The sequence below is a fragment of the Streptomyces sp. NPDC028308 genome (assembly GCF_055565855.1).
In genome coordinates, this window is sequence record NZ_JBVHTO010000001.1 from 98,450 (window position 1) to 124,358 (window position 25,909).

Here is a 25,909-nt window from a genome sequence, read left to right on the forward strand (position 1 = left end):
GATGACGGCGCACGAAACCCTCCGCGTCGCCGGGCGGCCCGGCCCGGACGGACCCGCCGGACCGCCCGGCGAACGGCCCCGGCCGGCCCCCGTCGCGAAGACGAAGCCCGTGAAGTCGCGGCGCGGGCGCGGTGGTTGGACCCCCTGGCTCTACCTCGCCCCCGCCCTCGTCGTCCTCGCCGGCCTGCTCGTCTACCCCCTCTACCAGCTCGGCCTGATCTCGTTCCTGGAGTACACCCAGGCCCAGGTCAGCGGCGGTGAACCGACCACCTTCCAGGGCGTCGGCAACTACGCGACGCTCGTCGCCGACGACGAGTTCTGGCGGGTGCTCCTCGCCACCGTGGTGTTCGCGGCGGCGTGCGTCGTCTCGACCCTCGCGACCGGCTGCGCGCTGGCCGTCCTGCTGACCCGGGTCCGGGCACTGCCCCGGCTCGCGCTGATGCTGGCGGCGCTCGGTGCCTGGGCGACCCCGGCCGTCACCGGCTCCACGGTGTGGCTGTTCCTCTTCGACCCCGACTTCGGCCCGGTCAACCGCGTCCTCGGGCTCGGCGACCACTCATGGACGTACGGGCGTTACAGCGCCTTCGCGCTCGTCCTGCTCGAAGTCGTCTGGTGCTCCTTCCCGTTCGTGATGGTGACGGTGTACGCGGGCATCCGCGCCGTGCCGTCCGAGGTGCTGGAGGCGGCCTCCCTGGACGGCGCCTCGCAGTGGCGTGTGTGGCGCTCGGTGCTCGCGCCGATGCTCCGGCCGATCCTGGTCGTCGTCACGATCCAGTCCGTCATCTGGGACTTCAAGGTCTTCACGCAGATCTACGTCATGACCAACGGCGGCGGCATCGCCGGGCAGAACCTCGTGCTGAACGTGTACGCCTACCAGAAGGCGTTCGCCTCGTCCCAGTACAGCCTCGGCTCCGCGATCGGCGTCGTGATGCTGCTGTTGCTGATGGCCGTCACGCTGGTGTACCTGCGGCTGCTGCGCCGGCAGGGGGAGGAACTGTGAGTGCTCTGGACACCGTGCGGGGAGCCTTGCGCCCCCGGCGTCCCTGGCGGCTGGCGGCGGAGGCGTCCGCGCTGCTGATCGCGGTGGCCGTCGCCTTCCCGCTCTACTGGATGGTGCTGGGCGCCTTCAAGCCGGCGGGGGAGATCGAGTCCAGCGAACCCCGGCCCTGGACCAACTCGCCGTCGCTGGACTCCTTCCGGCGCGTCCTCGGGCAACAGGAATTCGGCCGGTACTTCGTCAACAGCCTCGTGGTCGCCTGCTCGGTGGTCGTCGTCTCGGCGCTCGTCGCCTTTCTCGCCGCGACCGCGGTGACACGATTCCGCTTCCGTTTCCGCACCACCCTGCTGATCATGTTCCTCATCGCGCAGATGGTGCCGGTGGAGGCGCTGGCGATCCCGCTCTTCTTCGTCATGCGCGACCTCGGCCAACTCAACACCCTGGGCTCGCTGATCCTGCCCCACATCGCCTTCTCGCTGCCCTTCGCGATCTGGATGCTGAGGGGTTTCGTCAAGGCGGTTCCCGAGGCGCTGGAGGAGGCGGCGTTCATCGACGGAGCGAGCCGGACGCGATTCCTCTGGCAGATTCTGTTCCCGCTCGTCTTCCCGGGACTGGTGGCCACGAGCGTCTTCTCGTTCATCTCCGCCTGGAACGACTTCCTGTTCGCCAAGTCGTTCATCATCAGCGACACCTCCCAGTCCACCCTGCCGATGGCCCTGCTCGTCTTCTACAAACCCGACGAGCCGGACTGGGGCGGCGTGATGGCGGCTTCCACGCTCATGACGATTCCCGTACTCATCTTCTTCGTACTCGTACAGCGGAGGCTCGTCTCGGGCCTCGGCGGAGCGGTAAAGGACTGACGTGATGGATCTGATTCCGGCGCCGCGCGCCGTGACGGGCCCGGCAGCGGGCGACACGGTGCTCGACGAGGCGACCGCCCTGTGGGGCGCGCCCGGCACGGAGGGCACGCAGAGGTGGCTGCGCTCCGTCCTCGGCGCGGCGCTCGGTCTGCCGTTGCCGCCGGGGGAGGAGGACGGCGCGAACGGCGCGAACACGGTACGGCTGCGTCTCGACGCCGGTCTGGAACCGGAGGCGTACCGGCTGGTCACGAGCGCGGACCGGGGTGTCGAGATCACCGGCGGCGGCGCGGCCGGCGTCTTCTGGGGCGCCCAGACGCTGCGTCAGCTGCTCGGCCCCGACGCCTTCCGGCGTGCCCCCGTCCGCCCGGGCGGACGCCACACGGTGCCGCGGCTGTCCGTCGAGGACGGCCCGCGGTTCCCCTGGCGCGGCCTGATGCTCGACGTGGCCCGCCACTTCACGCCCAAGGAAGGGGTCCTGCGTTATCTGGACCTGCTGGCCGCGCACAAACTCAACGTCTTCCACTTCCATCTGACGGACGACCAAGGATGGCGTGTCCAGATCAAGAAGTACCCGAAACTCACGGAGGTCGGCGCCTGGCGGTCCCGCACGAAATTCGGCCACCGCGCCTCACCCCTGTGGGAGGAGAAACCGCACGGCGGCTTCTACACCCAGGACGACATCCGCGAGATCGTCGCCTACGCGGCCGAGCGGCATATCTCCGTCGTCCCGGAGATCGACATCCCCGGGCACTCGCAGGCCGCCATCGCCGCGTATCCGGAACTCGGCAACTCCGACGTCGTCGACACGGCCTCCCTCTCCGTCTGGGACAACTGGGGCATCTCCGAGAACGTACTCGCCCCCACCGACAACACCCTCCGCTTCTACGAAGGGGTCTTCGAGGAACTCCTCGAACTCTTTCCCTCGACGTTCTTCCACGTCGGCGGCGACGAGTGCCTCAAAGACCAGTGGAAGCGCTCACCGGCCGCGCAGGCACGTATCGAGGAACTCGGAGTCGGGGACGAGGACGGGCTCCAGGCGTGGTTCATCGGACACTTCGACAACTGGCTCTCCGCGCGCGGGCGTCGGCTGATCGGCTGGGACGAGATCCTGGAGGGCGGACTCGCGGCGGGCGCCGCCGTGTCCTCCTGGCGCGGCTACCAGGGCGGCATCACCGCCGCGCGCGCGGGCCACGACGTCGTCATGTGCCCCGAGCAGCAGGTGTACCTGGACCACCGTCAGCACGGCGGCGAGGACGAGCCGGTGCCCATCGGCTACGTCCGCACCCTGGAGGACGTCTACCGCTTCGAGCCCGTGCCGCCGGAGCTGACCCCCGAGGAGGCGCGGCACGTGCTGGGCACCCAGGCGAACGTGTGGACCGAGGTGATGGAGGACCAGGCGCGCGTGGACTACCAGGTGTTCCCGCGGCTCGCGGCGTTCGCCGAGGTCGCCTGGAGCGCCCTGCCGGCCCCCGCCGAACGGGACTTCGCCGGGTTCGAGCGGCGGATGGGCGCCCACTACGCGCGGCTCGACGCGCTCGGTGTCGCCTACCGGCCGCCCACGGGACCCCGGCCGTGGCAGCGGCGGCCCGGGGTGCTCGGACGCCCGATCGAGGGGGCGCCGCCGAACGCCTGAGGAGCCGCCTTGAGGGCCGCCCCGGGGGAGTGCGCACCCCGGGAGCGCGGCCGGCCGGAGGAAAGCCCCGGGAGTCACCGAAGAGTGCCAATTCGCCCGGACCGGCGATGCCGTGCGAAAACGGACCATCTCGCAGGTGAGAGGGGCGAATGCCTCCTAGCGGACCCCCGCGTCGAGGGCCGGGGAAGATGTGCCAGAGTTGCCACGTCCGCCCTGTCAGCACGTACCGTACGGCAACACAGGTGGGACCAGGTGGGGCAGCGGGAAGGGGCAGCCGGTTTGACCACGCAAGCACCGCAGGCGGCGCAGGCAGCCGTCACGCTGCCCGGCTCGCTGGACGAGGCCGTGGCAGCCCTCACCGCCATGCCGGCCGCCGTACCCGTGGCGGGCGGCACCGACCTCATGGCGGCCGTCAACTCCGGGCAGCTCAGGCCCGCCGCCCTCGTCGGCCTCGGACGCATCAGCGAGATCCGCGGCTGGCAGTACCAGGACGGCCACGCCCTGCTGGGCGCGGGCCTCACCCACGCGCGGATGGGCCGCCCCGACTTCGCCGCCCTCATCCCCGCGCTCGCCGCCGCCGCCCGCGCCGCCGGACCGCCGCAGATCCGCAACGCCGGCACCCTGGGCGGCAACATCGCCTCCGCCTCGCCCACCGGGGACGCGCTGCCCGTACTGGCCGCCCTGGAAGCCACGTTGATCATCGCGGGCCCCGCCGGCGGCCGCCGCGAGATCCCGGTCTCGCACCTCCTCGCGGGCGTCGACATGCTCCGCGGCGGCGAACTCATCGGCTACGTGCGCGTGCCGCTGCTGCACGCCCCGCAGGTCTTCGTCAAGGCGACCGGACGCACCGGACCCGGCCGGGCGATCGCCTCCGTGGCGCTCGTCCTCGACCCCGCCCGGCGCGGGGTGCGGTGCGCCGTCGGAGCCATAGCGCCGATGCCGCTGCGCCCCCTGGACGCCGAGCAGTGGGTCGCCTCGCTGATCGACTGGGACAACAACCGCGCCCTGGTGCCCGAGGCGCTGGGAGCCTTCGGGGACTACGTCGCCGCGGCCTGCATCCCGGACCCCGTCCCGGCGGAGGACGGCTCCCTGCCGCAGCTTCCGCCCGCCGTACTGCACCTGCGGCGCACCGTCGCCGCGCTGGCCCGACGAGCACTGGGGAGGGCGCTGTCGTGACCGACGACCAGCACGGAGAGGACGCCCCCCGAGGCGGCACCCACGGAGCCTGGGAGCGGCTGCCGCAGGGGGACTACGACGACGGCGCCACCGCCTTCGTCAAGCTCCCCGAGGGGGGCATGGACGCCCTCCTGGCGGAACGGGACAGCCCGCTCGCGGCCCCCGGGCACGGCTACGTGCCCCCGCAGATAACGGTCACCCCCGCCACCACCGCGGGCACCGACCCGGCGGCCACCGGCAGCTGGGCCGTGCCGGCCGAGGGCGTCCAGTGGCCGGACCCGAACGCGGTGCCCCAGGAGGGCGCCCACGACGGCTTCTCGTACCGGCCGGGAGCCACCGGGCAGTGGACCTTCGCGGACGCCGAGGGCTCGCACGCCGCCGAGGGGCAGCAGCCCTCCGACGGCGCGTCCTACGGGCACGAGCCCGCCGGGCACGACGTCACCGGGCAGTGGTCGATCCCGGTTGCCGGCGGTGATCTTCCGGACGAGTCGGGCGAGTTCACCACGTCGTCGCTCGTCGAGCAGTGGGGCGGTACGCCGCCCGCCACGCTCCCCGGCGGCGCCGCTGCGCCCTGGGCGACCGAGACCGTGGGCGAGCCGTGGTTCGCCGGCCCCCGCGAGCACGCTCCGGACGCGAGTGCCGGAACGGCCGCTGAGGCGCCGGGAGAGGCGCCGGGCGGTTCCTACCCCGGCGCGACCGCGCAGGCCGCCCAGGAGGCGTCCGAGCGCGTCCACGAGGCCGCTGAGGCCGCTGAGGCGGTGGCCCGCGAGGGCTACGGACGTGACGGCCACGAGGACGCCCGGCGCGGAGCCGAGGCGGACGCGCACCCGTACGAGACGGCCGAGGACGGACCGGCGACGGCTCCGCACGGCCACGACACGGGCGCGCCCGGACCCGGGGCGGCCGCGGACGGCCACGCGACGGGCGCGCACGCACACACGACGGCCCCGCAGGACCACGAGACGGTCCCGCACGGCCACGAGACGCAGGGGCGCGGGTTCGAGGCGGCCGGGCCGGAGTTCGAGGCCGGCGGCCGCACCCGGGAGACGGCGGAGTTCGCGCCGGACACCGGCCCCGAGTCCGCCGGACCCGAGACCACCGGCACCGCCTACGAGACGTCCCCGTCGGCCCCGGTGACGTCCGAAACCCCGGACGCCGCCGGACCCGACGCGGCCCCGGCGGAACGGTCCGCCTCCGAGGACACCGACACCACCGACACCACCGAAGCCCCCGCCCCCGCGCACGACGAGCACCCCATGTCGTCGTACGTCCTGCGGGTCAACGGCGCCGACCGCCCCGTCACCGACGCCTGGATCGGCGAATCGCTGCTCTACGTCCTGCGCGAGCGCCTCGGCCTCGCCGGCGCCAAGGACGGCTGCTCGCAGGGCGAGTGCGGCGCCTGCAACGTCCAGGTGGACGGCCGGCTCGTGGCGTCCTGCCTGGTGCCCGCGGTCACCGCCGCGAGCAGCGAGGTGCGCACCGTCGAGGGCCTCGCCGCCGACGGACAGCCCTCCGACGTGCAGCGGGCGCTCGCCAAGTGCGGTGCGGTCCAGTGCGGTTTCTGCATTCCGGGCATGGCCATGACCGTGCACGACCTGCTGGAGGGCAACCCGGCGCCGACCGAGCTGGAGGCCCGCCAGGCCCTCTGCGGAAACCTGTGCCGCTGCTCCGGTTACCGCGGCGTCCTGGACGCCGTGCGCGAGGTCGTCGCCGAACGCGAGGCGCACTCCGCCAACGGGGACCAGGACGGCGACGAGGCCCGCATCCCGCACCAGGCGGGCCCGGGCGACGGCGGCGTCAACAGGTCGGCGTTCGAACCGGCCACCCCGCACGACCAGCCGTACGGCCAGGACGGAGGCCAGGCGTGAGCAACGAAGCCGCCACGGAGACCACCGCGGCACCGCCCGCCCCCGAACCGCTGCCGCACGGCCTCGGCGCGTCACTGCCGTCCGCCGAGGCCCGCGCCAAGACCGAGGGCACCTTCCCGTACGCCGCGGACCTGTGGGCCGAGGGCCTGCTCTGGGCCGCCGTGCTGAGATCGCCGCACCCCCACGCGCGCATCGTGTCCATCGACACCACCCACGCGCGTGAGATGCCCGGCGTCCACGCCGTCGTCACCCACGAGGACGTGCCCGGCACCGCGCTGCACGGCCGCGGCAAGGCCGACCGGCCGGTGTTCGCCTCCGAGGTCGTACGCCACCACGGGGAGCCCATCGCGGCCGTCGCCGCCGACCACCCCGACACCGCGCGGATGGCCGCCGCCGCCGTCATCGTCGAGTACGAGGTGCTCGACCCGGTCACCGACCCGGAAGCGGCCTTCGAGGCCGAACCCCTGCACCCCGACGGCAACCTGATCCGCCACATCCCGCTGCGCCACGGCGACCCGGACGCGGCCGGCGAACTCGTCGTCGAGGGCCTGTACCGCATCGGCCGCCAGGACCCGGCGCCCGTCGGCGCCGAGGCCGGCCTCGCCGTGCCCCGCCCGGACGGCGGCGTCGAGCTCTACGTGGCGTCGACCGACCCGCACACCGACCGCGACGCGGCCGCCGCCTGCTACGGACTGGAACCCGACCGCGTCAAGGTCGTCGTCACCGGCGTCCCCGGGGCCACCGCCGACCGCGAGGACCAGGGCATCCAGCTCCCGCTCGGCCTGCTCGCGCTGAAGACCGGCTGCCCGGTCAAACTCACCGCTACGCGCGAGGAGTCCTTCCTCGGGCACGCCCACCGCCACCCCACCCTGCTGCGCTACCGCCACCACGCGGACGCCGACGGCAGGCTGGTCAAGGTCGAGGCACAGATCCTCCTGGACGCGGGCGCGTACGCCGACACGTCCTCCGAGGCGCTCGCCGCCGCCGTCTCCTTCGCCTGCGGCCCCTACGTCGTCCCGAACGCCTTCATCGAGGGCTGGGCCGTACGCACCAACAACCCGCCCTCCGGCCACGTACGCGGCGAGGGCGCCATGCAGGTCTGCGCCGCCTACGAGGCGCAGATGGACAAGCTGGCGAAGAAGCTCGGCATGGACCCCGCGGAGCTGCGCCTGCGCAACGCGATGGCCACCGGCGATGTCCTGCCCACCGGACAGACGGTGACCTGCCCGGCGCCGGTCGCCGAACTGCTCCAGGCGGTGCGGGACTTCCCGCTGCCCGCGCTGCCCAAGGACACCCCCGAGGACGAGTGGCTGCTGCCCGGCGGTCCCGAGGGCGCGGGCGAACCGGGCGCGGTGCGCCGGGGCGTCGGCTACGGCGTCGGCATGGTGCACATGCTCGGCGCCGAGGGCGCGGACGAGGTCTCGACGGCCACCGTCAAGGTCCACGACGGCGTCGCCACGGTGCTGTGCGCGGCCGTGGAGACCGGGCAGGGCTTCACCACGCTCGCCCGCCAGATCGTCCAGGAGACCCTCGGTATCGACGAGGTCTACGTGGCCCCCGTCGACACCGACCAGCCGCCGGCCGGCCCGAGCTGCCGGGGCCGCCACACCTGGGTGTCGGGCGGGGCGGTGGAGCGCGCCGCCAAGATGGTCCGCACGCAGCTCCTCCAGCCGCTCGCGCACAAGTTCGGGATGTCCACGGAGCTGCTCCAGATCACCGACGGCAAGATCACGTCGTACGACGGCGTGCTCTCGACGACCGTCACGGAGGCGCTGGACGGCAAGGAGCTGTGGGCCACCGCCCAGTGCCGGCCCCACCCGACGGAGCCGCTGGACGCCGCGGGCCAGGGCGACGCGTTCGTCGGCCTCGCGTTCTGCGCGATCCGCGCGGTGGTGGACGTCGACATCGAACTCGGCTCGGTCCGCGTCGTCGAACTGGCCCTGGCCCAGGACGTCGGCCGCATCCTCAACCCGGCCCAGGTCACGGCCCGGATCGAGGCCGGCGTCACGCAGGGGGTCGGCGCGGCCCTCACCGAGAACCTGCGCACCGCCCGCGGTCTGGTCCGCCACCCCGACCTCACCGGCTACGCGCTGCCGACCTCGCTGGACGCGCCCGACATCCGCATCGTCAAGCTGGTCGAGGAGCGGGACGTCGTCGCCCCCTTCGGAGCGAAGGCGGTCAGCGCGGTGCCGGTCGTGACGTCCCCGGCGGCGATCGCGTCGGCCGTCCGCGCGGCGACCGGCCGCCCCGTCAACCGGCTGCCGATCCGGCCGCAGGCCGCGGTGGTGACCGGCGCGTGACGGCCCCGGAGCCACCGCGCTACGAGCCCGCTCCCGCGGTGGGCCGGCTGCTGCTGTGGGTCCTGGTGTTCGTGGCGGCGGCCGTGGTGGTCGTCCTCGGCGGCGTGTACTTCGCCTGAGCCCCGAAGCAGCCTTTTCCGCGTTCCTGACGTCTTACGTGGTGCGTCGTGCGTGATGCCCCTGGAGTTCCCGGCGTTGTCAGTGGTGCCGCGTAGGGTTCTGGGCAGTGGGAGAACTGCCGCCGGGTGGCGGGAGGTTCCGCACGGGGGAAGCACGAATGCGTTCACATGCGCGGGGGAGCCATGATCACGACTGACACCGTTGTCGGCGGTGCGATCGGACCGGCCGACGAGGAGCTCGACCGGTACGCCGCGCGCGTGCCGTCCTGGCTCCCGCTGACCGTCGGCCTGCCGCCGTCCGGGGCGACGCAGCGGGGACCGAAGACGCCCAGCGCCCGGAAGCCCCGCCAGGCAACGGACCTGACCGACCCGCTCGACACCCTCGACGCTCTCGGCACCCTCGACAGGCTCGCGGCCGAACTGCGGAACGACCTGGTCACGGACCCCGCCCACGCCTACGCCTACGACAGAGAGCTGGAGTCGATCGTCCTGGAGGGGCCGACGGGGGCTGGGGGGATGGCCGGGGTGACGGGCGGCACGGGGCTCACGGGGATGACGGAGATCCCGGGGGAGCTTTCCGTCGCGGACTTCACGGACTTCACGGACTCCCGCAGGGATGCGGCCCTCACCGGCCCTCCTCTGTCAGCGCCCTCGCTGGAGGCGGTCCTGCGTTTCACTGCGGCGACGGAGGAACTGGCCTCGGTGCGCGGGCGGTCCGCGTCCCTGGCGGGCCGGTTCGGGCCCGAGGCGGTGGAGCGGGCGTCGGCGCAGCTGACCGCGGTGTTCGAGCGGAGCGTGGGTGCCGGGGCGCTTCCGCCGTTCTGGACGGCGGCGGCTGTGGTGCGCCCGCTGGCCCGGATCGGGGGCTCCGAGGGCGGCTTGGTCCTGGAGCTGCCGCGCAGGTTGCTGGACGAGGAGTTCGGCACAGGCGGGATCATGCGCTTCGAGGAGGTCGACTTCCCGCCGACGCTGACGCACGAACCGACCCGCCGCTTCCTGCGCGAGACGGGACTGCCGGAGAACGGCGGCGTGTTCCAGCTCGATACGGAGGCGCCGCTGCGGACGCTGGCCGAGTACTGCGCGGACCAGTGGCCGGGGGACTTCCCCGACGAGGAACTCCCATCGGGCGCGGACCGGCTGATCCGCCTGGGTCACCTGACCGGGGCCGCCGACTTGGTCGTGGACGGGACGACGGGAGCGGTCCTCGCCTGGAGCGACGGCGACGGCGCCCTACGCCCGCTGAACACAGACGTCTCCACCCTCGCGTTCGCCCTCTGGCTGCTTCACCGCGTGAGGTCACTCGCCCCGACGCAGAGCCTGACGGACTCCTACGCCCACCTGACGACCACCGCGACGCCGGCCCTGACGGGGGCTGATGCTGTCGCCGGCGACCGGACGCCGACGGACTCCGGGGACGACGACCGAGGGCACTGGCCCCACATCTGGCAGGAGGGAATAGGCGGAGGCCTCTGGATGTGGTCGTGAGGCGGCGTGATCGTGACGCGTTGTCCGACGCGGGGGAGTCCACGGGAGCGCCGGGCGCCTGGTCTCATGGGCGGCGTTGCGTTGCCGGACATCGCCGTCGCCGAGGCGGGTCCGGGTGGCGGGCTTCGCGGGCGCCCGTGGATCCGCCGGGCACGAGCGTCCGGCAGGCTTCAGGGACTTGGCGCGGTCAGATAGCGCTGGATCGTCGGCGCCAGCCATGCCACGATCTCCGCCCGCGCCAGCTCCACCGCCGGCGGCATGCGCAGTACGTAGCGTGTGAGCGCCAGTCCGAGCAGCTGTGACGCCATGAGTGCCGCCCGTGCCGGGGCCTGCTCGGGGTCGGGGCACACCTGCCGGGCGACGGGCAGCAGCTGGTCGCGCAGGATGCCCTGCATCCGCTCCGCTCCGGCCTGGTTGGTCACGCCGACCCTCAGCAGGGCAGTGAGGACCTCGTCGTTCTCCCACATGTCGAGGAAGTGTTCGACGAGGGTCCGCCCGGCGTCCTGCCGGCGGTCCGCCCCGTCCACGTCCGGCAGTCGAAGGTCGATGGCGACGGCCGCCGCGAAGAGGCCCTCCTTGTTGCCGTAGTACCGCATCACCATCGACGGATCGATGTTCGCGTCCCTCGCGATGGCGCGGATGGTAGCTCGCTCGTAGCCGTCGGTCGCGAAGCGTTCGCGGGCTGCGGCGAGGATCGCGCCGCGGGTGGCGTCGGAGCGGCGTGGGGTGCGGGCGCCGGTAACCGTGGAGGTGCTGTCACTGCCGATCATGCCAACAAGCGTAGGCCAACGAACGTAGGTTAACGAGTATGGGTCAACAGCTGGAGGCCCACAACCGTTTGCCAACACGTGTTGACGCCCATGCCGACGCCTCGGTACGGTCGTCAACGGACGTTGGCCAACAAGTGTTGGCGCGTCCGAGATGGCAGGCAAGAGATGGCAGGCATGAGGCGGCAACCCGGCGCTGGCAACAGGAGGCCACCATGAACGGCACCGCCACCCACCGCACCGTGATCGTCGTCGGCTCCGGACCCACCGGCCTCCTCCTCGCCGGTGACCTCGCCGCAGCCGGCGTCGCCGTGACCCTTGTCGAGAAGCGGCCGCGCAAGACCAGCAACCTCTCCCGAGCCTTCGGGGTGCACGCCCGCACGCTGGAGCAGCTCGACGCCCGGGGCCTCGCCGACGAACTGCTCACCACCGGCGACACCATCACCGGCCTGCGCCTGTTCCGCCGGCTCTCCCTCGATCTGAGCACACTGCCCTCGCGTTTCCCGTTCCTGCTCATCACCCCCCAGTACGAGGTCGAGCGGCTCCTGGAGCGGCGGGCACGGGAGGCCGGTGTCGACTTCGCGTACGAGAGCGAGGTCGTGGGACTGCGCCAGGACGACGAGGGCGTCGACCTCGACGTGCGCGGCGCGGACGGAGCGGTCGTCACCCGCCGGGCGGCCTACGTCGTCGGCGCCGACGGTCACCGGAGCGCCGTCCGGGAGGCGATCGGCCTCGACTTCCCCGGGGTCTCCGTCATCAAGTCGCTGATCCTGGCCGATGTCCGGCTGGCGGAGAAGCCCGAGGACGTCCTCACGGTCAACGGACGCGACGACGCCTTCGCGATGATCGCCTCCTTCGGCGACGGCTGGTACCGGGTCATGGGCTGGAACCGCCGCAACGAGGTCTTCGACGACGCCCCGCTCGACCTCGACGAGGTCAAGGAGATCACCCGCCGTGCGCTGGGTTCCGACTACGGGATGCACGACGCCCGCTGGCTCTCCCGTTTCCACAGTGACGAGCGCCAGGCACCGCACTACCGCGTCGGACGGGTCTTCCTCGCCGGGGACGCCGCGCACATCCACTCCCCGGCGGGTGGGCAGGGCATGAACACCGGCCTCCAGGACGCCGCCAACCTCAGCTGGAAGCTCGCCGCAGCCGTCCAAGGCCGGGCGCCCGAAGGGCTCCTCGACAGCTACGAGGCCGAGCGCCACCCGGTCGGCAGAGCGGTGCTGCGCAGCAGCGGGGGACTGGTCCGGCTGGCCCGCGCGCGCCATCCGCTGCTGCGTACCGCCCGTGCCATGGTCTCCGCGATCGTCGACGTCGCCCCGTCCGTCCAGCGCAAGGCGCTGGGGCAGGTCACCGGGATCGGCTACGCCTACCCCGCGCCTCGCGGCACCCACCGCCTCACCGGCACCCGCGCCCCCGACGTCGCCCTGAAGAGCGGCCGGCTCTACGAGGCGCTGCGCGGCGGCCGGTTCGTACTGATCACGCCCGGGACGTACGAGGACCCCGGTCCGCACGAGGGACGGCTGACCGTGGGGCGCTGGGCGGGCGACCGCCGGACGACCGTCCTGGTACGGCCCGACGGATACGTGGCCTGGGCGGCGGAGGGCGCGGACGTGGCGGAGGTCGAGGCGGCCGTGGCCCGGCACCTGGGTTAGTGCCCGGCACCGGCACATGCCCCCGGCCCTCGGGCCTCGCCCCGGTTGGCCGGCGGTGGCTCACGACCCTGCCGGAGATCGAGTTCCCCCGTGGGCGGATCGGTCGACCGAGAGGCGAAGCGAGACGGACGGCCGAAAGGGCGGCACCCCGCCAGGGGGGGGGGCCGCCCTTTCCTCCGCCCGTTCAGGCGCTGGAGGCCGTGGCGGGAATCGAACCCACGTAACTCGCTTTGCAGGTTTGTCCGGGCTGTTCAGAGCATGATCCGAGGTTGTTCAGGGGCGTTCAATCCCGTGCAGACGACATGCCGGATGGAGCTCAGTGAACGACCCGGAACGGCGACGTGCGGCCACGAACGAGACGGAAAATGAGACGGTGCTGGGACTGCTGACCTGGGCGACGCCCCCGGCGAGAAGCAGTTAACGGGGCTACGCACTGCATTGCCTCCACGCGACGGCGTGTTTGGGGCACTGGCGGTAGTAGCTGTCATCAAGGTTGCGGCTCTGCGGTGCTCGACCGTATTGCGGCCGCCAGCCACGCCAGTGGCGTGTGTTGCAGGGATTACACAGTGGTGCGCGTACAAAGCCGTGAGTGTGACAGTGGTCCCAGACGGTCGCGCGCTCCGTCATGCAGCTCACGCACATGAATTGGCTGGCCATCGGCCAGTGCTGCCGGCCAATGCGATCGACGCAGTAGGTCTCGCCTTGCAGCTCGCTGGCGTAGATCACCGCATTCGCATCGGTGCCTCTCGCTCCGTAGACGACACCTGTACGGATGCACTCGCCAAGGTCGGCCACCACTGCGTCGCCAACCCGTTCAAACCATCCTGCAGAGTCCTGCCCATGGTGCACTCCCAGGCATGAGCACTGGCATTCGATTCCCGTTGCTTTCAAACAGTTGTCTGTGCAGTGCGACAGCGTTGACATGTCTCGCCAGAGCACGATGAACCCGTACCGGTCGACCGCCGCGATCACCAACCGCATGAGACTGCTGCGCGGTAGGTTCCATTGATCACCATCGAACTCCGGGGAACGAATGCCCACCGTCTCGTGCAGCCAACGGCGGTTGCCCTTCCGGGGTGGCAGCTCAGCGATGACCTGCCCGTGCAGCGGAAGCCATACCGTCGGCACTGGCCCGATGCCGGGTTCCGTGACTACGCGCTCGCCGACGATGCGTACTGGTAAGTCGTTCTTCATGTCTCTACGGTGACAGGGAGATCGGCGGTCGGGAACCCAGCCTCCAGGATTGTCCGCGCTGCTGAGAACGTGATCAGGGCTTGTTCGGGAAGGATCACCCAACACGCTTTCAAACTGTCCGCTTGGCCGTACGAGGACGTTCGTCGGGGTTCAGGGAGCAGATCAGAGGGTGTGTGCGTACGACGTGGAACGGTGGCGGCCGTCGGCGCACTGGACAAAGACCAGGACAACGAAGCGTACCGAACAATGGGTGCCCCGCAAACCGGCGCAACGCCGTTGAGCCCTTTGCCGCAACTGGAACCGGTTGATAGCACAACGCATTTCGAAAATGAAAGTGCGCTCTATTATCTCCCTTCATGCGCGATGATGGCTATCCTTATCAGGAATTCATTTTCTGCACATCAATCTCTGTGGTAACAGCGGTACCCGTAGCTACCACGGAGATTCGTGCTGCATCACTGTGGTAGTCGTCGTCTCGGAGCCCTGATCATTGGATTGGTTGCGCTCCGCTGTCGACGGGAAGGAGGTCTGCGGGCTGGTCGAACCGTGGGGGCAAAATGCAAGTCGATGTCGTGACCGCGCTGATTGCCGCAGGAGGGGGAGTTGTTACGGCTATCGCTGTGCCGTTGATAATCCGAAAAATGCAGATGAAGGATAAGCGAGCCGACCAGGCGAGGGAGCTCGCGACCACGACTGCTCAGCGCTTGCAAGCAATCGAGGAGCGGCATCGACAGAGGCTCTACGAACTCATGGTCGAACTCCGAGAGGAAACTCGACGGCAGGTGCATGCGCTGGAGGATGTGCGCGAACAGATCGACTCCGGTTCGACACCCAATCTGCTGCTGATATCAGAGCAGGCCCACCGAGATCGCGAAAGGACTTCTCGGGATTTGGACAGCATTATCGCTATCTCGCAGTATAGACCAGAGGTGAGTGCAGCCTGGCGTAATTTCGCTACTCTACGGTTTTTCTGTTGGTCTAGAGTCGGCGAGGTTGAAAATTACACCCACCGGTACTCGGAGTGGCGCGACGCCGTGACTTCGCTATCGACAGCACGACAGGGAGTCATTCATGAACTGAAGGCTGCGGCCTCATTGATGGGATTCAAAATCCTGGGATCTGGGGTAGGGAGCCATAGTGGCGAGGGCGCCTCAGAATGAAACTATTGCTGGAGGTCGGTTTCATTGGTCTCGTGGCTATTGGCAATATCGCTTTAGCCTTACACAAGCTCTTAGGAGGGCAACGCTGGGTCCAGATGAGGCTCCTACCTAAGAGACAGCGTCAGCGCATAGAGGCGGCTATCGGAGCAGTTCAATCCGCGGGCGTGGAGCGAACAGCACTTCTCGCACGATCACTGCTTCGGCTCACCCGCGAGCTGTCTAGGCGCGACCTCGCGTTCATATTGAATTATGACGAAATATGCTCTGGCAACTCGCAGGGGGTCTTTTTTGTTCCGAGCGTGCGCGATTTCAGAGAGGAGCACTCAAAGCAAGTAGCCGAACTAGCCGAAGCCTTCCCTATTCTTTCGGTCGCATGGCATCGTTTTACGTCTCTGCGTTTATCCTTGACCGTCTATGCTCCACGTACTGCTCAAACGAGTCAGAGCCTAGGCCCTTCCTTGCAGGAAATGTATCTGGCCACCGCCGGGCTAACGGGAACGCTGCGCTACATCCTCGTGGCTGTAATTCTCGCGTCAGATTCGCCAGGCGACATGAAAGTGCAGACAGTGCTTGATAGGGACGAATTTGTTTCCAAGCTACCTCTGTCGCTGGACATAGATATGGAGGAGATGGTGATGAATGAACTATGGGACCCCCCGAAAGGCGCCTAGAGCTCTTATGAAGAAAGGAATCCCGGCTTCTCCCTGCCTAGATCTTGCAGGTGGTTCAAGTATTCCCGTGCGGCCGGTTCGGTGCTGTATCTCTGCCTCATGACGGCCGCGAGTTCTCGGCTGGTCATGATCAGCGAGGGGACAGACTGACGCTCGCCCTGTAGGGCACGTTCACCGTGGATGACCGCTTGTTCAAGGTCGCCATCTCGCGCTGCGGTGACCCCCAGAGTTACCCGGGCCTCGGCGTTGCGCATCGGGGATCGCTCCGTGCCGTCGAAGTCTGTTCCCGCCCGAAGAACCTCGTCCGCTAGCGTTCGCGCAAGCCGGTCTTCGCCAACGAGGCGGTAACAGTCCATCGCGTAGAAGTCGAACTTGGCTGGGTCGACAACAAAGTGGTTGTCCAGGTTCTCGGGGTACGGCATCCCTTCAAGCAGTCGGCGTCCCTTGTCGAGGGCCACTTCAACCTGTCGACGGTCCCCGAGTCGCGCCCAAGCTTTGGCCTCCTGGCCGGCGAGCTGCACAGCGACGCTGTGGTGCGCTGCGGTTTCGGCCCCGGCTTGGGCTGCGGCGATGACCCCCCGATAGTCGCCGGATGTGAGGGCGAACCATGCCCGCATCTCGTGGGCCCACCCCGCCACCTCGGGGTTGTCGGACTCGGTCGCGAGCGAGAGGGCTGCCCGCCGCGTGGACTCTGCCGCGTGACGGTCTCCTGTGTCGTACTCAACGCATCCGACGAGCAAGGCGAGCCAACCCGAAAGTGCGAGCACCTCGCGATGCTGTGCAAGGGTGAGGCTCTTGGTGTGCAGGTCAACCACGCGGCGAAGCCACTGACGCCCCTCGATGAGGAGCTGACCGCTGGGCATGAACGGGTACTCAGAGCAAAGCCGGTCTGTGGTGATCCGGAGAGCGTCGAGCGTTGCGCTGTCGACGTCGGACCGGTTCAGGCGACTCACGATCTCCAGGGTTTCCATGCCGCTCGCTGCCAGGATCTCCTTGTCGCCGTCACGGCGAGACGGCGCGGGGAAGAGGGCGTGCGTCACTGTGCCGAATACGGCTGCGATCAGCGGTTGGTAGAAGTCGTTTGGTGCCTGACCGGACTCCCAGCGCTTCCACTGGCGAATCATGCTGTCCTCTGCCGGCAGCTCGGAAGACGCGTGCGCTCGCAGAGCCCGGACCGCGTCACGCTGTGACCAGTCGCGCGCCTGTCGTTCGGCAGCGATCCGCCGTGCCCATGCGGGCCTGTCGTCAGTCATGCGCCCTCCTCCGAGTGCCTGCTCCGAGTCTCGCGCGTGAGCACGGGGGACAGGGAAGGGGACAGGGGGGTGTCACTGGACATGTCCCCACCCCAGTTCTCCCGTCCCCCCACTGTCACTTTCTACACACACTCCGTTACTCCGATGCTGGTTCCAGATCAAGCGCCACCCGGTACGGAGCGGCTTTCCAGCGCTTCGAGTCGTTCGGTCAACGTCTTGAGTTGGGAGCGGATTTCCTTGATGTCATCACGTACGTCGCCGTCCGGGGCAGAGCCGTCGCTGACGAAGTTGCCCAGGTTTCCCGCCGACACGATCAGCCCCTCGGCTCGCAGTGCGGCTAGCCCGTTCTGGATGGTCTGGCTCGCATACCCGAATCGGTCGATCAGCTCTCGCTGAGACGGGAGTTTGTCTCCCGGCTTCATCTTCTTGATGTCGTCGCGTAGAGCGTCTGCGACCTGCACGGCCTTGGGCTTGGGCCCTCCAGTGACAGTCATATGTTGAGGGTACTCACCACAGCGAACTAGCTCGCATCACCGCGCATGGCTTGTGCACCACAGCAGACTAGTGCAAGCTAGTTCACGAAAGGGACCCGGAGTCATCCGGACAACTCCCTGACCTGCATGAACGCCCGGAGGAAAGCCCGTAAGGGTGAGTACGAAGGAAGCGGCTGTTCCTTGAGAACTCAACAGAGTGCTTGAAGTTGGCGGGGCTCTGTGGGCCTCGTCCCCGTGGCGGCCGGGTGATGCCGTCGACCCCGGTATCCAGCCGTGAGGGCGCGGAATCAGATTCCGTCCGGGGTCACTCGGCCCGCCGTGACGTGCGGCGTTGGCCCGTTTCCGGACGCGGTGGCACTCCCGGACAGGATCGCCCGCCGCCCCGGATCTCCGTATCCCGACGTACCTGAGATGGAGAGATCCACCATGCGTATGCGCACTTTCGTCGCCGGGCAGGAAGCGCACGGCGACCTGGAGTTTCTGGAACTGGCGCTCGGTATCGACGTCGACTTGTTCCGGGGCCCGCTGAAGTCCGAAACGGCCGACGAGCGGACGGCCCGTGAGGACGCGGCCCGTGACGTCCTCGCCGACCTGCGGCACGAGGCGGAGGCCGGTGACGAGATCGCTGGTTGGGACGCCCTGTACGCGGACGCCCTGATCTGCACTGTGCCGTTCCTCCGCTCCGTTCGCGGCCAGCGGCCGGGGATGGGGGAAGCGGCATGAGCGGGCTGATGTTCGCCACCGCTGCCGGCGCCCCGTTACTGGCCGGCTGGTCGGTTCACGCGCTGCGGCTGACGCGCCGGATCGAGGCCGCCCGCCGCGACCCGCTGACCGGCCTGTGGACGCGAGACGCGTTCGAGGACCGGGCCCGCAAGAACCTCGCCCACGGATCACGGCGCGCGGTTCTGGTCCTGGACCTGAACTGGTTCAAAACCATCAACGACACCCACGGCCACGCGGCAGGTGACGCGGTGATCCGCGCGACCGGCATGCGGCTCGGGGAGTGGGCGGCCGGACACCACGGCGTGGCCGGACGGTTGGGCGGAGATGAGTTCGCCGCCGTCATGGCCCTGGACGACCCCGGCGAGGTCCTGGACCTAATCCGCAGCCTTGAGCGGCCGGTCACGTTTGAGGACTGCGACATCGACGTGCATGTCTCGGTCGGAGTGGCCCGCCACTGGCACGGGAGCCCGGACCTGTCCGCGCTGCTGCGGCAGGCGGACGAGCACATGTACCTCGCCAAGCGCGAGGGCGGGGGCGCCAGCATCGCCCCGCAGCACGCGACGACTCCCGCACTGCCCACCGTCAACGGCCGCCGCTACGGCCGGCCGGGCACCACCGGCAAGGAGGCAGCGTGATGACCGCCCGCAAGCCCCTGACAAAAGTTCAGATCACCGTTCTGACGGCCGCCTTCGTGCCCATGCTGGCCACGGGCGTCGTCGGCGGGATCGGCACCTACAGCAACATCGGCCACGCCTACGGCAAGGGGACCGCACTCGGTGCGCTCGGTGCAGGTGAGGGCGCGACCGCCGTCCTCGCCCTGGTCCTGCTCGGACTGACCATGCTGGGCCAGTCCTCCCCGCGCATCGTGCGGGCCGGGCTCTGGGCGCTGCCGGCCGCCGCCGCGTCCATGGGCGCCATGGCCGCACCCGACCCCGGCCGCACCGTCATCTACGCCCTGACCCCGATGGGCATGTCGGTCTCGGCGGAGGGCATGGCGTTCCTCGCCCGCCGGATCGTCGTCCACACCGACGGCCGCGACGCGGAGAACGAACGACGCATCGCCGACGTCGTCCAGTCACTCGCCTACCACCGCGCCCGCGCCGTCCACCACCCCAGCGACCGCGTCCGGAAGTGGTCGGAGCGCAAGTCGTGGCGGCTGGCCCGCCGGGTCGGTGTCGGGGATGTGGCGCTCGGATCGAGGCTGCTGGATGTCCAGCGCGACCGGATCACCGATGGCGCGGATGCCGCGCTCGCCTCGATGTTCGGCGGCACCGACCCAGCGCCCGAGCCGATCGAGAATGCGGATGAATCAGCGAAGACCATGAGGAATCGGTCTACGGCTGACCTGCCGGAATCGACGCCGGTGCCGTCCGTGGTCCTGACCCGATTCCCGGTTCCCGCGCCGGTGGCGGTCGACCTGGGCAAGTCGACTCTGCCTCTCAAGCCCGTACGGGCGATTCCGGCGCCGATCCTGGTCCCGGTCGTCAAGGCGGTTCCGGCTGTGTCGAGTCGGCCGCGTCGGGCGACGGGGCGGGTCCCGCAGGTCGCCCGATCACCTCGGCCCAAGCGGACCCCGGATCAACTGCTCGCCGAAGCACGGTCGGTCACGGCCGGGTGGACGGACGCGCAGATCACGGCTGAGGGCATCCGCCGCGAGGTCCACACCTCGCCCGCGAACGCCCGACTGCTGCGGGACACGATCCTCGCCGACCGTGCCACCGGCAGTACGGCCCCGTGAAGCGGCTGACGCTCGCCGACTGCTTCGACCCCACCGGCGAACGGTTCGGCATCCCCACCTACCCATGGCGCCACGCCCCGAAGGAGTTGGGATTGGCTACCCGCCGCCAACTCCGTATCCGTGGACTGCGGCCGGGAGGTCAGGAAGTCGCCGCGCAACTCTTACGGCCGCGCCGTCGGCGCGAGCCGCTGACCGCCTACCTCTACCGGCTGGACCTCGCCCAACCCGTCCGACCGATGACACCGGGTCGGTGGCGCGCACACCACGCCATGATGCGCGCCCGTCGCACCTGCCCCGAGTGCCGGCGCGATGCCGGATACGTCATTCCGCCCACCCTCGGCAGGTGCGTGACCTGCGCCTACCCCGAAGAACAGCGCGCCGCGTGAACCACACGAACCCGGGTCCGGCCGCCCGACCTTCCACAGCAAGCCGGCCGGAACCCTTCGACTCCCGAAGGAGTACGTACATCGTGACGGAAACAACCACGTTCACCCCGCCTCCGGATCAGCCGGGCGGCACGGAAGCGCAGACGGCCGCCGTTCTGACCTTCCCCCTCAAGAAGGCTCCGGAGCCCGCCGCGCCGCCCGGTGAGGCGAAGCCGGGGGAGTGGGAGGCCGAACTCCCCGACACCGACGACCCGGAGGCCGAAGGACTGGCCGACGGCACCCCGGTCGACCCGCCGCGCGAGGTCTACCCGCCGTCCGTGGCGGAGTGGATGGAGGCGAGGGACAAGGCCCGTGTCCCGGTCCTGCCGGACTGGGTCAAGCTCCCTGACCAGCGCAAGGCCGTCCGCAAGTGGGCCATCCGGCACTACTCGGCGGTGATGGGCTATCACGCGGTCCGTCTGCCGTGCATCTACACCCCGAAGGTTCTCTACTACTCGCCGCGCGGGGCGTGGCGCTGGTCGGCCGCGATCGGCCGGTGGGTGTTCGACGCTGAGGGCAAGTCGCTGCGTCTGGCGGCCGTGGCCGCTGAGGACGCGGCGGAGTACCTGAAGCTCTCGCGGCAGCGCAACGACCGTGTGCGGCTGCGCGGGGTCGTCGCCGCCATCGCGTCCATGGTGGGTCTCGCCGCCACGCTCACGCTGTACGTCATGGCGCCGTCGTGGCTACTGCTGCTCGCGGTAGCCGCGCTGACGACCACCTTGGGTGTGGTGGGGGCGCCGGCGGACCGGCCGCTCATCGACATGGCCAAGGTGACGTTCCGCAAGCGCAAGCTGTCCTCGGACATCGTGATCCGCGCACACGAGGTGGCGGGACTGACCAGCAAGGATCAGTCCATCGCCTTCCCGCGGCCGATCGGCCGGGACGGCGACGGCTGGCGCGTGATCGTGGACCTGCCGTACGGCAAGTCCTTCAAGGACGCGCTCAACGCGCACACCAAGGTGGCGTCGGGCATGGACATCGCCGCCACTCAGCTCTTCCTCGACAAGGACGAGACGAGCGAGCGCAGGGTGTCGTACTGGATCGCCGACCGTGACCCGCTCGCGGTCCCGTCGGGCAAGTCGCCGCTGCTGGGGGCGACTCGGGTGGACTTCTGGAAGCCGTTCCCGTGGGGCGTGGACGAGCGCGGCAACCCGGTCATGGCCACCATGCTGTGGCTGTCCCTGCTCGTCGGCGCGGTCCCGCGTCAGGGCAAGACGTTCTCGGCCCGCACGATCGCGCTCGCCGCAGCACTCGACCCGTACGTGCGCCTGTACGTGTTCGACGGGAAGGCATCGCCGGACTGGCGCAAGTTCGCGCTGGTCGCCCACCGCATCGGGTTCGGCATCGTGCCCAAGAACGGCATCGACCCCGTGGGGCATCTGCTGACCTCGCTGCGGGAGTTAAAGGCGGACGTCGAGGACCGCTACCACCGACTCTCCGAACTGCCCCTGCACATCTGCCCCGAGGGCAAGCTCACCCCGGAGATCAGCCGGGACAAGAAGCTGAACATGCCCCTCATCCTGTTCGTCGTGGACGAGGTGCAGGAGTACCTGCAGCATCCCGAGCACGGCAAGGAAATCCTGGCACTGCTCGTCTACCTCGCCCGGGTCGCCCCGGCCGTCGGCGTGAGCGTGATGACGTCCACGCAGAAGCCGGACGACAAGGCGTGCCCCTCGGAACTGCGCGACCAGCACCAAGCCCGGTTCGCGCTGCGGGTCGGCGCCTACCAGGTCTCGGACACGATCCTGGGTGCCGGGTCGTACTCGGAGGGCCTGGACGCGTCCAAGCTCCTCAAGTCCCACAAGGGAGTTGGCCTGCTCAAGGGCATGTCCGACGACGCCGGGATCGTGCGCACCTACCTTGCCGACGGCCGGGACGCGGAGCGCATCCTCACTCGGGCCGCCGCCCTGCGCGAGGCGGAAGGCACCCTGTCCGGCGACGCGGTCGGCGAGGCCCCGGCCCCGGAGGCGTCCGCGACGATCCTGGACGACGTCGCCGCCGTCCTCGGCAAGGGCGAGACCAAGGTGTGGTCCGAGACCATCGTGGACCGCCTCGCCACGCTCCGCCCGGAGGCGTACGGGCCGTGGGCAGACCTGGAGCCCAAGCCGAAGGCGGAAGCGCTCACCGCAGCGCTCAAGCCGTTCGGGATCACCACCGGGCAGATCAGCCGGCGCATCGACGGCGAACAGGTCAACAAGCGCGGCATCAAGCGCGACGACGTCGCCGCCGCGATTACGGACCGCAACAAGAAGCGTGACGGCGAGTAGGTCTCGGAGGGTGCTACCGGTAGCGGCAGACGTCGCTACCGGTAGCAACCCTGCTAGCGACCCAAACCGGCCCTGATCAGGTCGCTAGCAGATAGCGGCCCACCTGCGGAAACCCTCGAAAACCCCTCTGAGAGGCCCCTGATGAGCCTTCTCCTCCTCGCTATCGCATGCCTGCTCGCCGTCACGTTCGGTTATGGCGGCCGGTGCTGGCTGAGCCCGTTCGGCGACTGCCGCAAGTGCCACGGCATGGGCCACGCCTTCAAGAACGACCGCAAGGGACGCCTCAAGCGCGGCAAGGACTGCCGCCGCTGCAAGGCAACCGGCAAGCGCATACGCGTCGGCCGCTGGATCTACAACCGCGCCGCGCGCACCTACCGCGCCGGCACCCGCTGACCCGACAGGAGACGCCCATGGTCCTCACCATCCCGCTCGTCCTGCTCCTCGCCGCCGTCCTCGCCCTCCTGCTCCGCTTCCGGGCGCTCGGGGGCGGCGCGGCCGTCGCCGCCGTCCTCTTCGGCTTCTACCTCGCCGACACCGGCGCGGCCGACACCGTCAACCAACTCGTCACCGCCGTGACCGGCGCCCTCGCCGGCACCGGCCACTAGAGAGAGGTCCCGACGTGAACGAGCCCACCGCCTGCAGCCGCCCGGCCGCCGTGGAAGTCCACCAGCCGGCCCCACTCACTCCGGTGCACCCGGCGCCGCTGATGCCGGTACAGACCGGCCACGTCCCGACCGTGGCGAGCGTCGTCCTGCCCGACGGCCGCGTCGTCTCCGGCTACGCCATCGAGCCCATCCAGCCCGAACCGGTCGCCGTCGGACCGGCCGTCTCCCGGACGGCAGTGAACATCGCGCTCGGAGGCATCGGGTTCGGCGCCGTCTGCGGCGGACTGGTCCTGCTGACCACGTTCATCGCCGCGCTCGCCGTGCTGATCCACCAACTCATCATCCTCGCCGCCGTCATCTTTGGCGGATGGATTGCCGTCCAGATCTTCGGCCATGGCTCGGGCGGCGGCACCACGGTGAACATCCGCAAGGCCGTGATCAAGCGGAACCGCTTCTACAGCTAGCTATGCCCGAGGGCGGCGGCACTCCCGGACAAGGTCGCCCGCCGCCCTCGGTCTCCGTATCCCGACGTAGCAGAACAGGAGACCTACAGCATGACCCAACTGCGCATTTTCGGCGAGGGCCCTTTAGTCCCGGCCACCCGTTCGGGGCGAGTGTCCCGGCCACGCCTGCTGGATCTGTTCTCGTGTGCCGGTGGTGCTGCTATGGGCTACCTCCGGGCCGGGTTCGTTGTGGACGGCTGTGACATCGCCGACCGTCCCAACTACCCCTTCCCGTACCACCGGGGCGACGCCCTCGAATACCTCGCCCACCTGATCGCGACCGGTGATATCCGCCGGTACGCGGGCGTGCATGCCTCCCCGCCGTGCCAGCACGGATGCGCCCTGACGGTCGGCACGAACGCCTCCCAGGGGTGGGGCGGCACGCACGTCGACCTGGTCGCCCCCACGCGAGCGTTGCTCGAACGGACCGGTCTGCCGTACGTGATCGAGCAGCCCAACGGGCGGGCCGCGATCCGCAAAGATCTGACGCTGTGCGGCGAGATGTTCGGTCTCGGCGTGATCCGTCACCGCAACTTCGAGTTGGGCGGCTGGACCGCCCCGCAACGGGACCACGTGCCCCACCGGGGACGGGTGCGCGGGTACCGGCACGGCCGCTTCTACGATGGCCCCTACGTCGCCGCGTACGGCAACGGCGGCGGCAAGCCGTCCATCCCCGAACTGCAAGAAGCGCTCGGCATCCCCTGGACCGCCGTGCGCGAGGAACTGACGGAGGCCATTCCGCCCGCGTACACGGAGTACATCGGACGGGCCCTCCGCGTCTCGCGTGCGTTCAAGGGGGTGGCGGCATGAACACCACTCCCGACGCCCTGAGGGTCGCCCTCGCCCTCGCATCGGCCGGTGTTCCCGCCCTGCCCTTGCTGCGGGGCAAGCTCCCCCTGGGCAACTGCCGTTCCTGCAAGGACGGCGCCTGCGGCGGCCGACCGAACATGAAAACGGCTGGCCCCTGCCGGTGCCCCGCTCCGTGCCACGCATGGGCCGCAGCCACCACCGAGCCGAACGTTCTCACCTCGCCCGTGTGGGCGCCGGCGTGGCGTGAGGCGGTGGCAGTCGCCTACAACCCCGGCGGGGCCGGGCTCACGGTCGTGGACCTCGACAACGCGGCGGCCGTCGCGTGGGCGAACGAAACGCTCCCCGCCACGCGGGTCGTGGCGACGACGCGCGGTGAGCACTGGCTCTACCGGGGCGCCATGCCCTCGCGCAACGCGGTCCGGCCGGGCGTGGACGTCAAGTCGCTCATGCAGTACGCCCGGTGGCTCGGACCCGGTACCGGCCGCATGGTCGCCCTGCCGGCGGCCGTTCGCGCCCTGGTCGTGAAAGAAGACACCAACCCCGCCCCCGGGGGGTTGGTGTCTTCCGTCCCTGAACGCGCCACCTGGGACCGGACCGTTGCCACCGGGTGCCGCCACAACGAGCGCTACGTCCTCACCGGCCTCGAACGCGGCCTCGCCCTGGTCCGGGCCCGCACCGAATCCGGCGCTGGTTCACAGGCGTTCGGGGTCGCCCGGTTCCTCGCCGCACAGCACGCCGGATGCCCCGGGCCGTGCGGACTGGCGAACCTGGGGGAGCGGATCGTGGCCGCCGCCGTCTCCGTCGGTGTTCCGGAGCCCTACGCCCGCCGTGCGGTCGTCAACGGCCTTGAGACGGCTGTGGAGCGCACGGCATGAACAAAGCATCCCGAACCACCTCGAACGGCCCGCAGGGCGCAGTACAGGGCCCGGCACGGCCGACCGTGGGCGAGCTGAAGGATGCCGCCCGCAAGGGCGTCCTTTCTGCGGTTGGTTCTGACCCGCAGAGGGTCACCGTGACCGGTATCCAACCGGGTCTGCGGATCTGGTGCGAGCAGGTGGCCGTTGCGGACTGGCTCTGCGCCTGCGGAAGCCACGAACGCGCCCGGGGTCGTGCCGCCGTCATCGCGCTTGCCGCGCGCGTCATCGTCGGCGTCTGCCCCCACGCCACCGCATCCGAAGGGAGGGCGGCCTCATGACTCCA

At 70.0% G+C, this 25,909-nt stretch carries 26 protein-coding genes; 22 read left to right on the forward strand and 4 right to left on the reverse strand.

Going from position 1 to position 25,909, the window contains the following annotated elements; all coding sequences use genetic code 11:
* Nucleotide 1: 1 nt before the first annotated feature.
* From ACZ4VA_RS00365 to ACZ4VA_RS00400, 8 genes are all read left to right on the forward strand, one after another.
* Entirely contained in the window at nt 2-1,000 is a 999-nt protein-coding gene (locus tag ACZ4VA_RS00365) for a carbohydrate ABC transporter permease (RefSeq protein ID WP_468079042.1), read from the forward strand.
* Complete coding sequence (locus ACZ4VA_RS00370; RefSeq protein WP_388903929.1) at nt 997-1,857, forward strand: carbohydrate ABC transporter permease; 861 nt, start codon at nt 997-999, stop codon at nt 1,855-1,857. The genes ACZ4VA_RS00365 and ACZ4VA_RS00370 overlap by 4 nt, the downstream gene beginning before the upstream one ends.
* A 4-nt stretch (nt 1,858-1,861) precedes the next feature.
* A complete protein-coding gene (locus tag ACZ4VA_RS00375) occupies nt 1,862-3,490 on the forward strand; it encodes a beta-N-acetylhexosaminidase (RefSeq protein WP_356172842.1) in 1,629 nt (542 codons plus the stop codon).
* A 279-nt stretch (nt 3,491-3,769) separates the two neighbouring features.
* A complete protein-coding gene (locus ACZ4VA_RS00380; RefSeq protein ID WP_355793981.1) occupies nt 3,770-4,666 on the forward strand; it encodes an FAD binding domain-containing protein in 897 nt (298 codons plus the stop codon).
* Nucleotides 4,663-6,534, forward strand: a complete 1,872-nt coding sequence (locus ACZ4VA_RS00385; RefSeq protein ID WP_356172840.1) for a 2Fe-2S iron-sulfur cluster-binding protein — start codon at nt 4,663-4,665, stop codon at nt 6,532-6,534. Before ACZ4VA_RS00380 ends, ACZ4VA_RS00385 begins: the two co-directional genes overlap by 4 nt.
* Nucleotides 6,531-8,834, forward strand: coding sequence for a xanthine dehydrogenase family protein molybdopterin-binding subunit (locus ACZ4VA_RS00390; RefSeq protein ID WP_355781658.1), 2,304 nt, complete (start codon nt 6,531-6,533; stop codon nt 8,832-8,834). Before ACZ4VA_RS00385 ends, ACZ4VA_RS00390 begins: the two co-directional genes overlap by 4 nt.
* A complete protein-coding gene (locus tag ACZ4VA_RS00395; protein WP_355781661.1) occupies nt 8,831-8,953 on the forward strand; it encodes a hypothetical protein in 123 nt (40 codons plus the stop codon). Before ACZ4VA_RS00390 ends, ACZ4VA_RS00395 begins: the two co-directional genes overlap by 4 nt.
* A gap of 183 nt (nt 8,954-9,136) precedes the next feature.
* Nucleotides 9,137-10,438, forward strand: coding sequence for an SUKH-4 family immunity protein (locus ACZ4VA_RS00400; protein WP_468079045.1), 1,302 nt, complete (start codon nt 9,137-9,139; stop codon nt 10,436-10,438).
* A 170-nt stretch (nt 10,439-10,608) separates the two neighbouring features.
* Here ACZ4VA_RS00400 and ACZ4VA_RS00405 read toward each other — a convergent pair whose 3' ends face one another.
* On the reverse strand, nt 10,609-11,208 hold the full coding sequence (locus ACZ4VA_RS00405; RefSeq protein ID WP_356237605.1) for a TetR/AcrR family transcriptional regulator: 600 nt from the start codon (nt 11,206-11,208) through the stop codon (nt 10,609-10,611).
* Nucleotides 11,209-11,420: 212 nt separating this feature from the next.
* Between ACZ4VA_RS00405 and ACZ4VA_RS00410 the strand changes: the two genes are divergently transcribed.
* Nucleotides 11,421-12,866: an FAD-dependent monooxygenase gene (locus tag ACZ4VA_RS00410; RefSeq protein ID WP_468079047.1), complete on the forward strand. Its 1,446-nt coding sequence runs from the start codon at nt 11,421-11,423 to the stop codon at nt 12,864-12,866.
* A gap of 426 nt (nt 12,867-13,292) precedes the next feature.
* Here ACZ4VA_RS00410 and ACZ4VA_RS00415 read toward each other — a convergent pair whose 3' ends face one another.
* Nucleotides 13,293-14,060, reverse strand: a complete 768-nt coding sequence (locus ACZ4VA_RS00415) for an endonuclease domain-containing protein (RefSeq protein WP_468079049.1) — start codon at nt 14,058-14,060, stop codon at nt 13,293-13,295.
* Between the two features lie 572 nt (nt 14,061-14,632).
* On the opposite strand from ACZ4VA_RS00415, the gene ACZ4VA_RS00420 reads away from it, so the two are divergent.
* Nucleotides 14,633-15,220 (forward strand): hypothetical protein, encoded by a 588-nt coding sequence (locus ACZ4VA_RS00420; protein WP_468079051.1) that lies wholly within the window; start codon nt 14,633-14,635, stop codon nt 15,218-15,220.
* 299 nt (nt 15,221-15,519) lie between these two features.
* Entirely contained in the window at nt 15,520-15,891 is a 372-nt protein-coding gene (locus ACZ4VA_RS00425; protein WP_468079053.1) for a hypothetical protein, read from the forward strand.
* A 5-nt stretch (nt 15,892-15,896) separates the two neighbouring features.
* Here ACZ4VA_RS00425 and ACZ4VA_RS00430 read toward each other — a convergent pair whose 3' ends face one another.
* Nucleotides 15,897-17,144: an XRE family transcriptional regulator gene (locus ACZ4VA_RS00430; RefSeq protein WP_468079055.1), complete on the reverse strand. Its 1,248-nt coding sequence runs from the start codon at nt 17,142-17,144 to the stop codon at nt 15,897-15,899.
* Between the two features lie 158 nt (nt 17,145-17,302).
* Nucleotides 17,303-17,638, reverse strand: coding sequence for a winged helix-turn-helix domain-containing protein (locus ACZ4VA_RS00435; protein ID WP_468079057.1), 336 nt, complete (start codon nt 17,636-17,638; stop codon nt 17,303-17,305).
* Nucleotides 17,639-18,070: 432 nt separating this feature from the next.
* Here ACZ4VA_RS00435 and ACZ4VA_RS00440 point away from each other — a divergent pair, with 432 nt between their 5' ends.
* The 11 genes from ACZ4VA_RS00440 to ACZ4VA_RS00490 all read left to right on the forward strand — a co-directional run bounded on the left by ACZ4VA_RS00440 (nt 18,071) and on the right by ACZ4VA_RS00490 (nt 25,904).
* The gene (locus ACZ4VA_RS00440) at nt 18,071-18,361 is read left to right on the forward strand and encodes a hypothetical protein (RefSeq protein WP_468079607.1); all 291 of its coding nucleotides are present in this window, start codon (nt 18,071-18,073) and stop codon (nt 18,359-18,361) included.
* Nucleotides 18,358-18,996: a GGDEF domain-containing protein gene (locus ACZ4VA_RS00445; protein WP_468079059.1), complete on the forward strand. Its 639-nt coding sequence runs from the start codon at nt 18,358-18,360 to the stop codon at nt 18,994-18,996. The genes ACZ4VA_RS00440 and ACZ4VA_RS00445 overlap by 4 nt, the downstream gene beginning before the upstream one ends.
* Complete coding sequence (locus ACZ4VA_RS00450; RefSeq protein WP_468079061.1) at nt 18,996-20,099, forward strand: conjugal transfer protein; 1,104 nt, start codon at nt 18,996-18,998, stop codon at nt 20,097-20,099. Before ACZ4VA_RS00445 ends, ACZ4VA_RS00450 begins: the two co-directional genes overlap by 1 nt.
* Complete coding sequence (locus ACZ4VA_RS00455; protein WP_468079063.1) at nt 20,096-20,485, forward strand: RRQRL motif-containing zinc-binding protein; 390 nt, start codon at nt 20,096-20,098, stop codon at nt 20,483-20,485. The genes ACZ4VA_RS00450 and ACZ4VA_RS00455 overlap by 4 nt, the downstream gene beginning before the upstream one ends.
* A gap of 83 nt (nt 20,486-20,568) precedes the next feature.
* Nucleotides 20,569-22,791, forward strand: coding sequence for a cell division protein FtsK (locus ACZ4VA_RS00460; protein ID WP_468079065.1), 2,223 nt, complete (start codon nt 20,569-20,571; stop codon nt 22,789-22,791).
* A 141-nt stretch (nt 22,792-22,932) separates the two neighbouring features.
* Complete coding sequence (locus ACZ4VA_RS00465) at nt 22,933-23,184, forward strand: hypothetical protein (protein ID WP_468079067.1); 252 nt, start codon at nt 22,933-22,935, stop codon at nt 23,182-23,184.
* Nucleotides 23,185-23,201: 17 nt separating this feature from the next.
* Nucleotides 23,202-23,396: a hypothetical protein gene (locus ACZ4VA_RS00470; RefSeq protein ID WP_406360862.1), complete on the forward strand. Its 195-nt coding sequence runs from the start codon at nt 23,202-23,204 to the stop codon at nt 23,394-23,396.
* A gap of 14 nt (nt 23,397-23,410) precedes the next feature.
* On the forward strand, nt 23,411-23,860 hold the full coding sequence (locus ACZ4VA_RS00475; RefSeq protein ID WP_468079069.1) for a hypothetical protein: 450 nt from the start codon (nt 23,411-23,413) through the stop codon (nt 23,858-23,860).
* A gap of 201 nt (nt 23,861-24,061) precedes the next feature.
* Complete coding sequence (locus ACZ4VA_RS00480; RefSeq protein WP_468079071.1) at nt 24,062-24,709, forward strand: DNA methylase; 648 nt, start codon at nt 24,062-24,064, stop codon at nt 24,707-24,709.
* Nucleotides 24,706-25,584: a bifunctional DNA primase/polymerase gene (locus ACZ4VA_RS00485; protein WP_468079073.1), complete on the forward strand. Its 879-nt coding sequence runs from the start codon at nt 24,706-24,708 to the stop codon at nt 25,582-25,584. Before ACZ4VA_RS00480 ends, ACZ4VA_RS00485 begins: the two co-directional genes overlap by 4 nt.
* On the forward strand, nt 25,581-25,904 hold the full coding sequence (locus tag ACZ4VA_RS00490) for a hypothetical protein (RefSeq protein WP_468079075.1): 324 nt from the start codon (nt 25,581-25,583) through the stop codon (nt 25,902-25,904). The genes ACZ4VA_RS00485 and ACZ4VA_RS00490 overlap by 4 nt, the downstream gene beginning before the upstream one ends.
* The last annotated feature ends 5 nt before the right edge of the window (nt 25,905-25,909 follow it).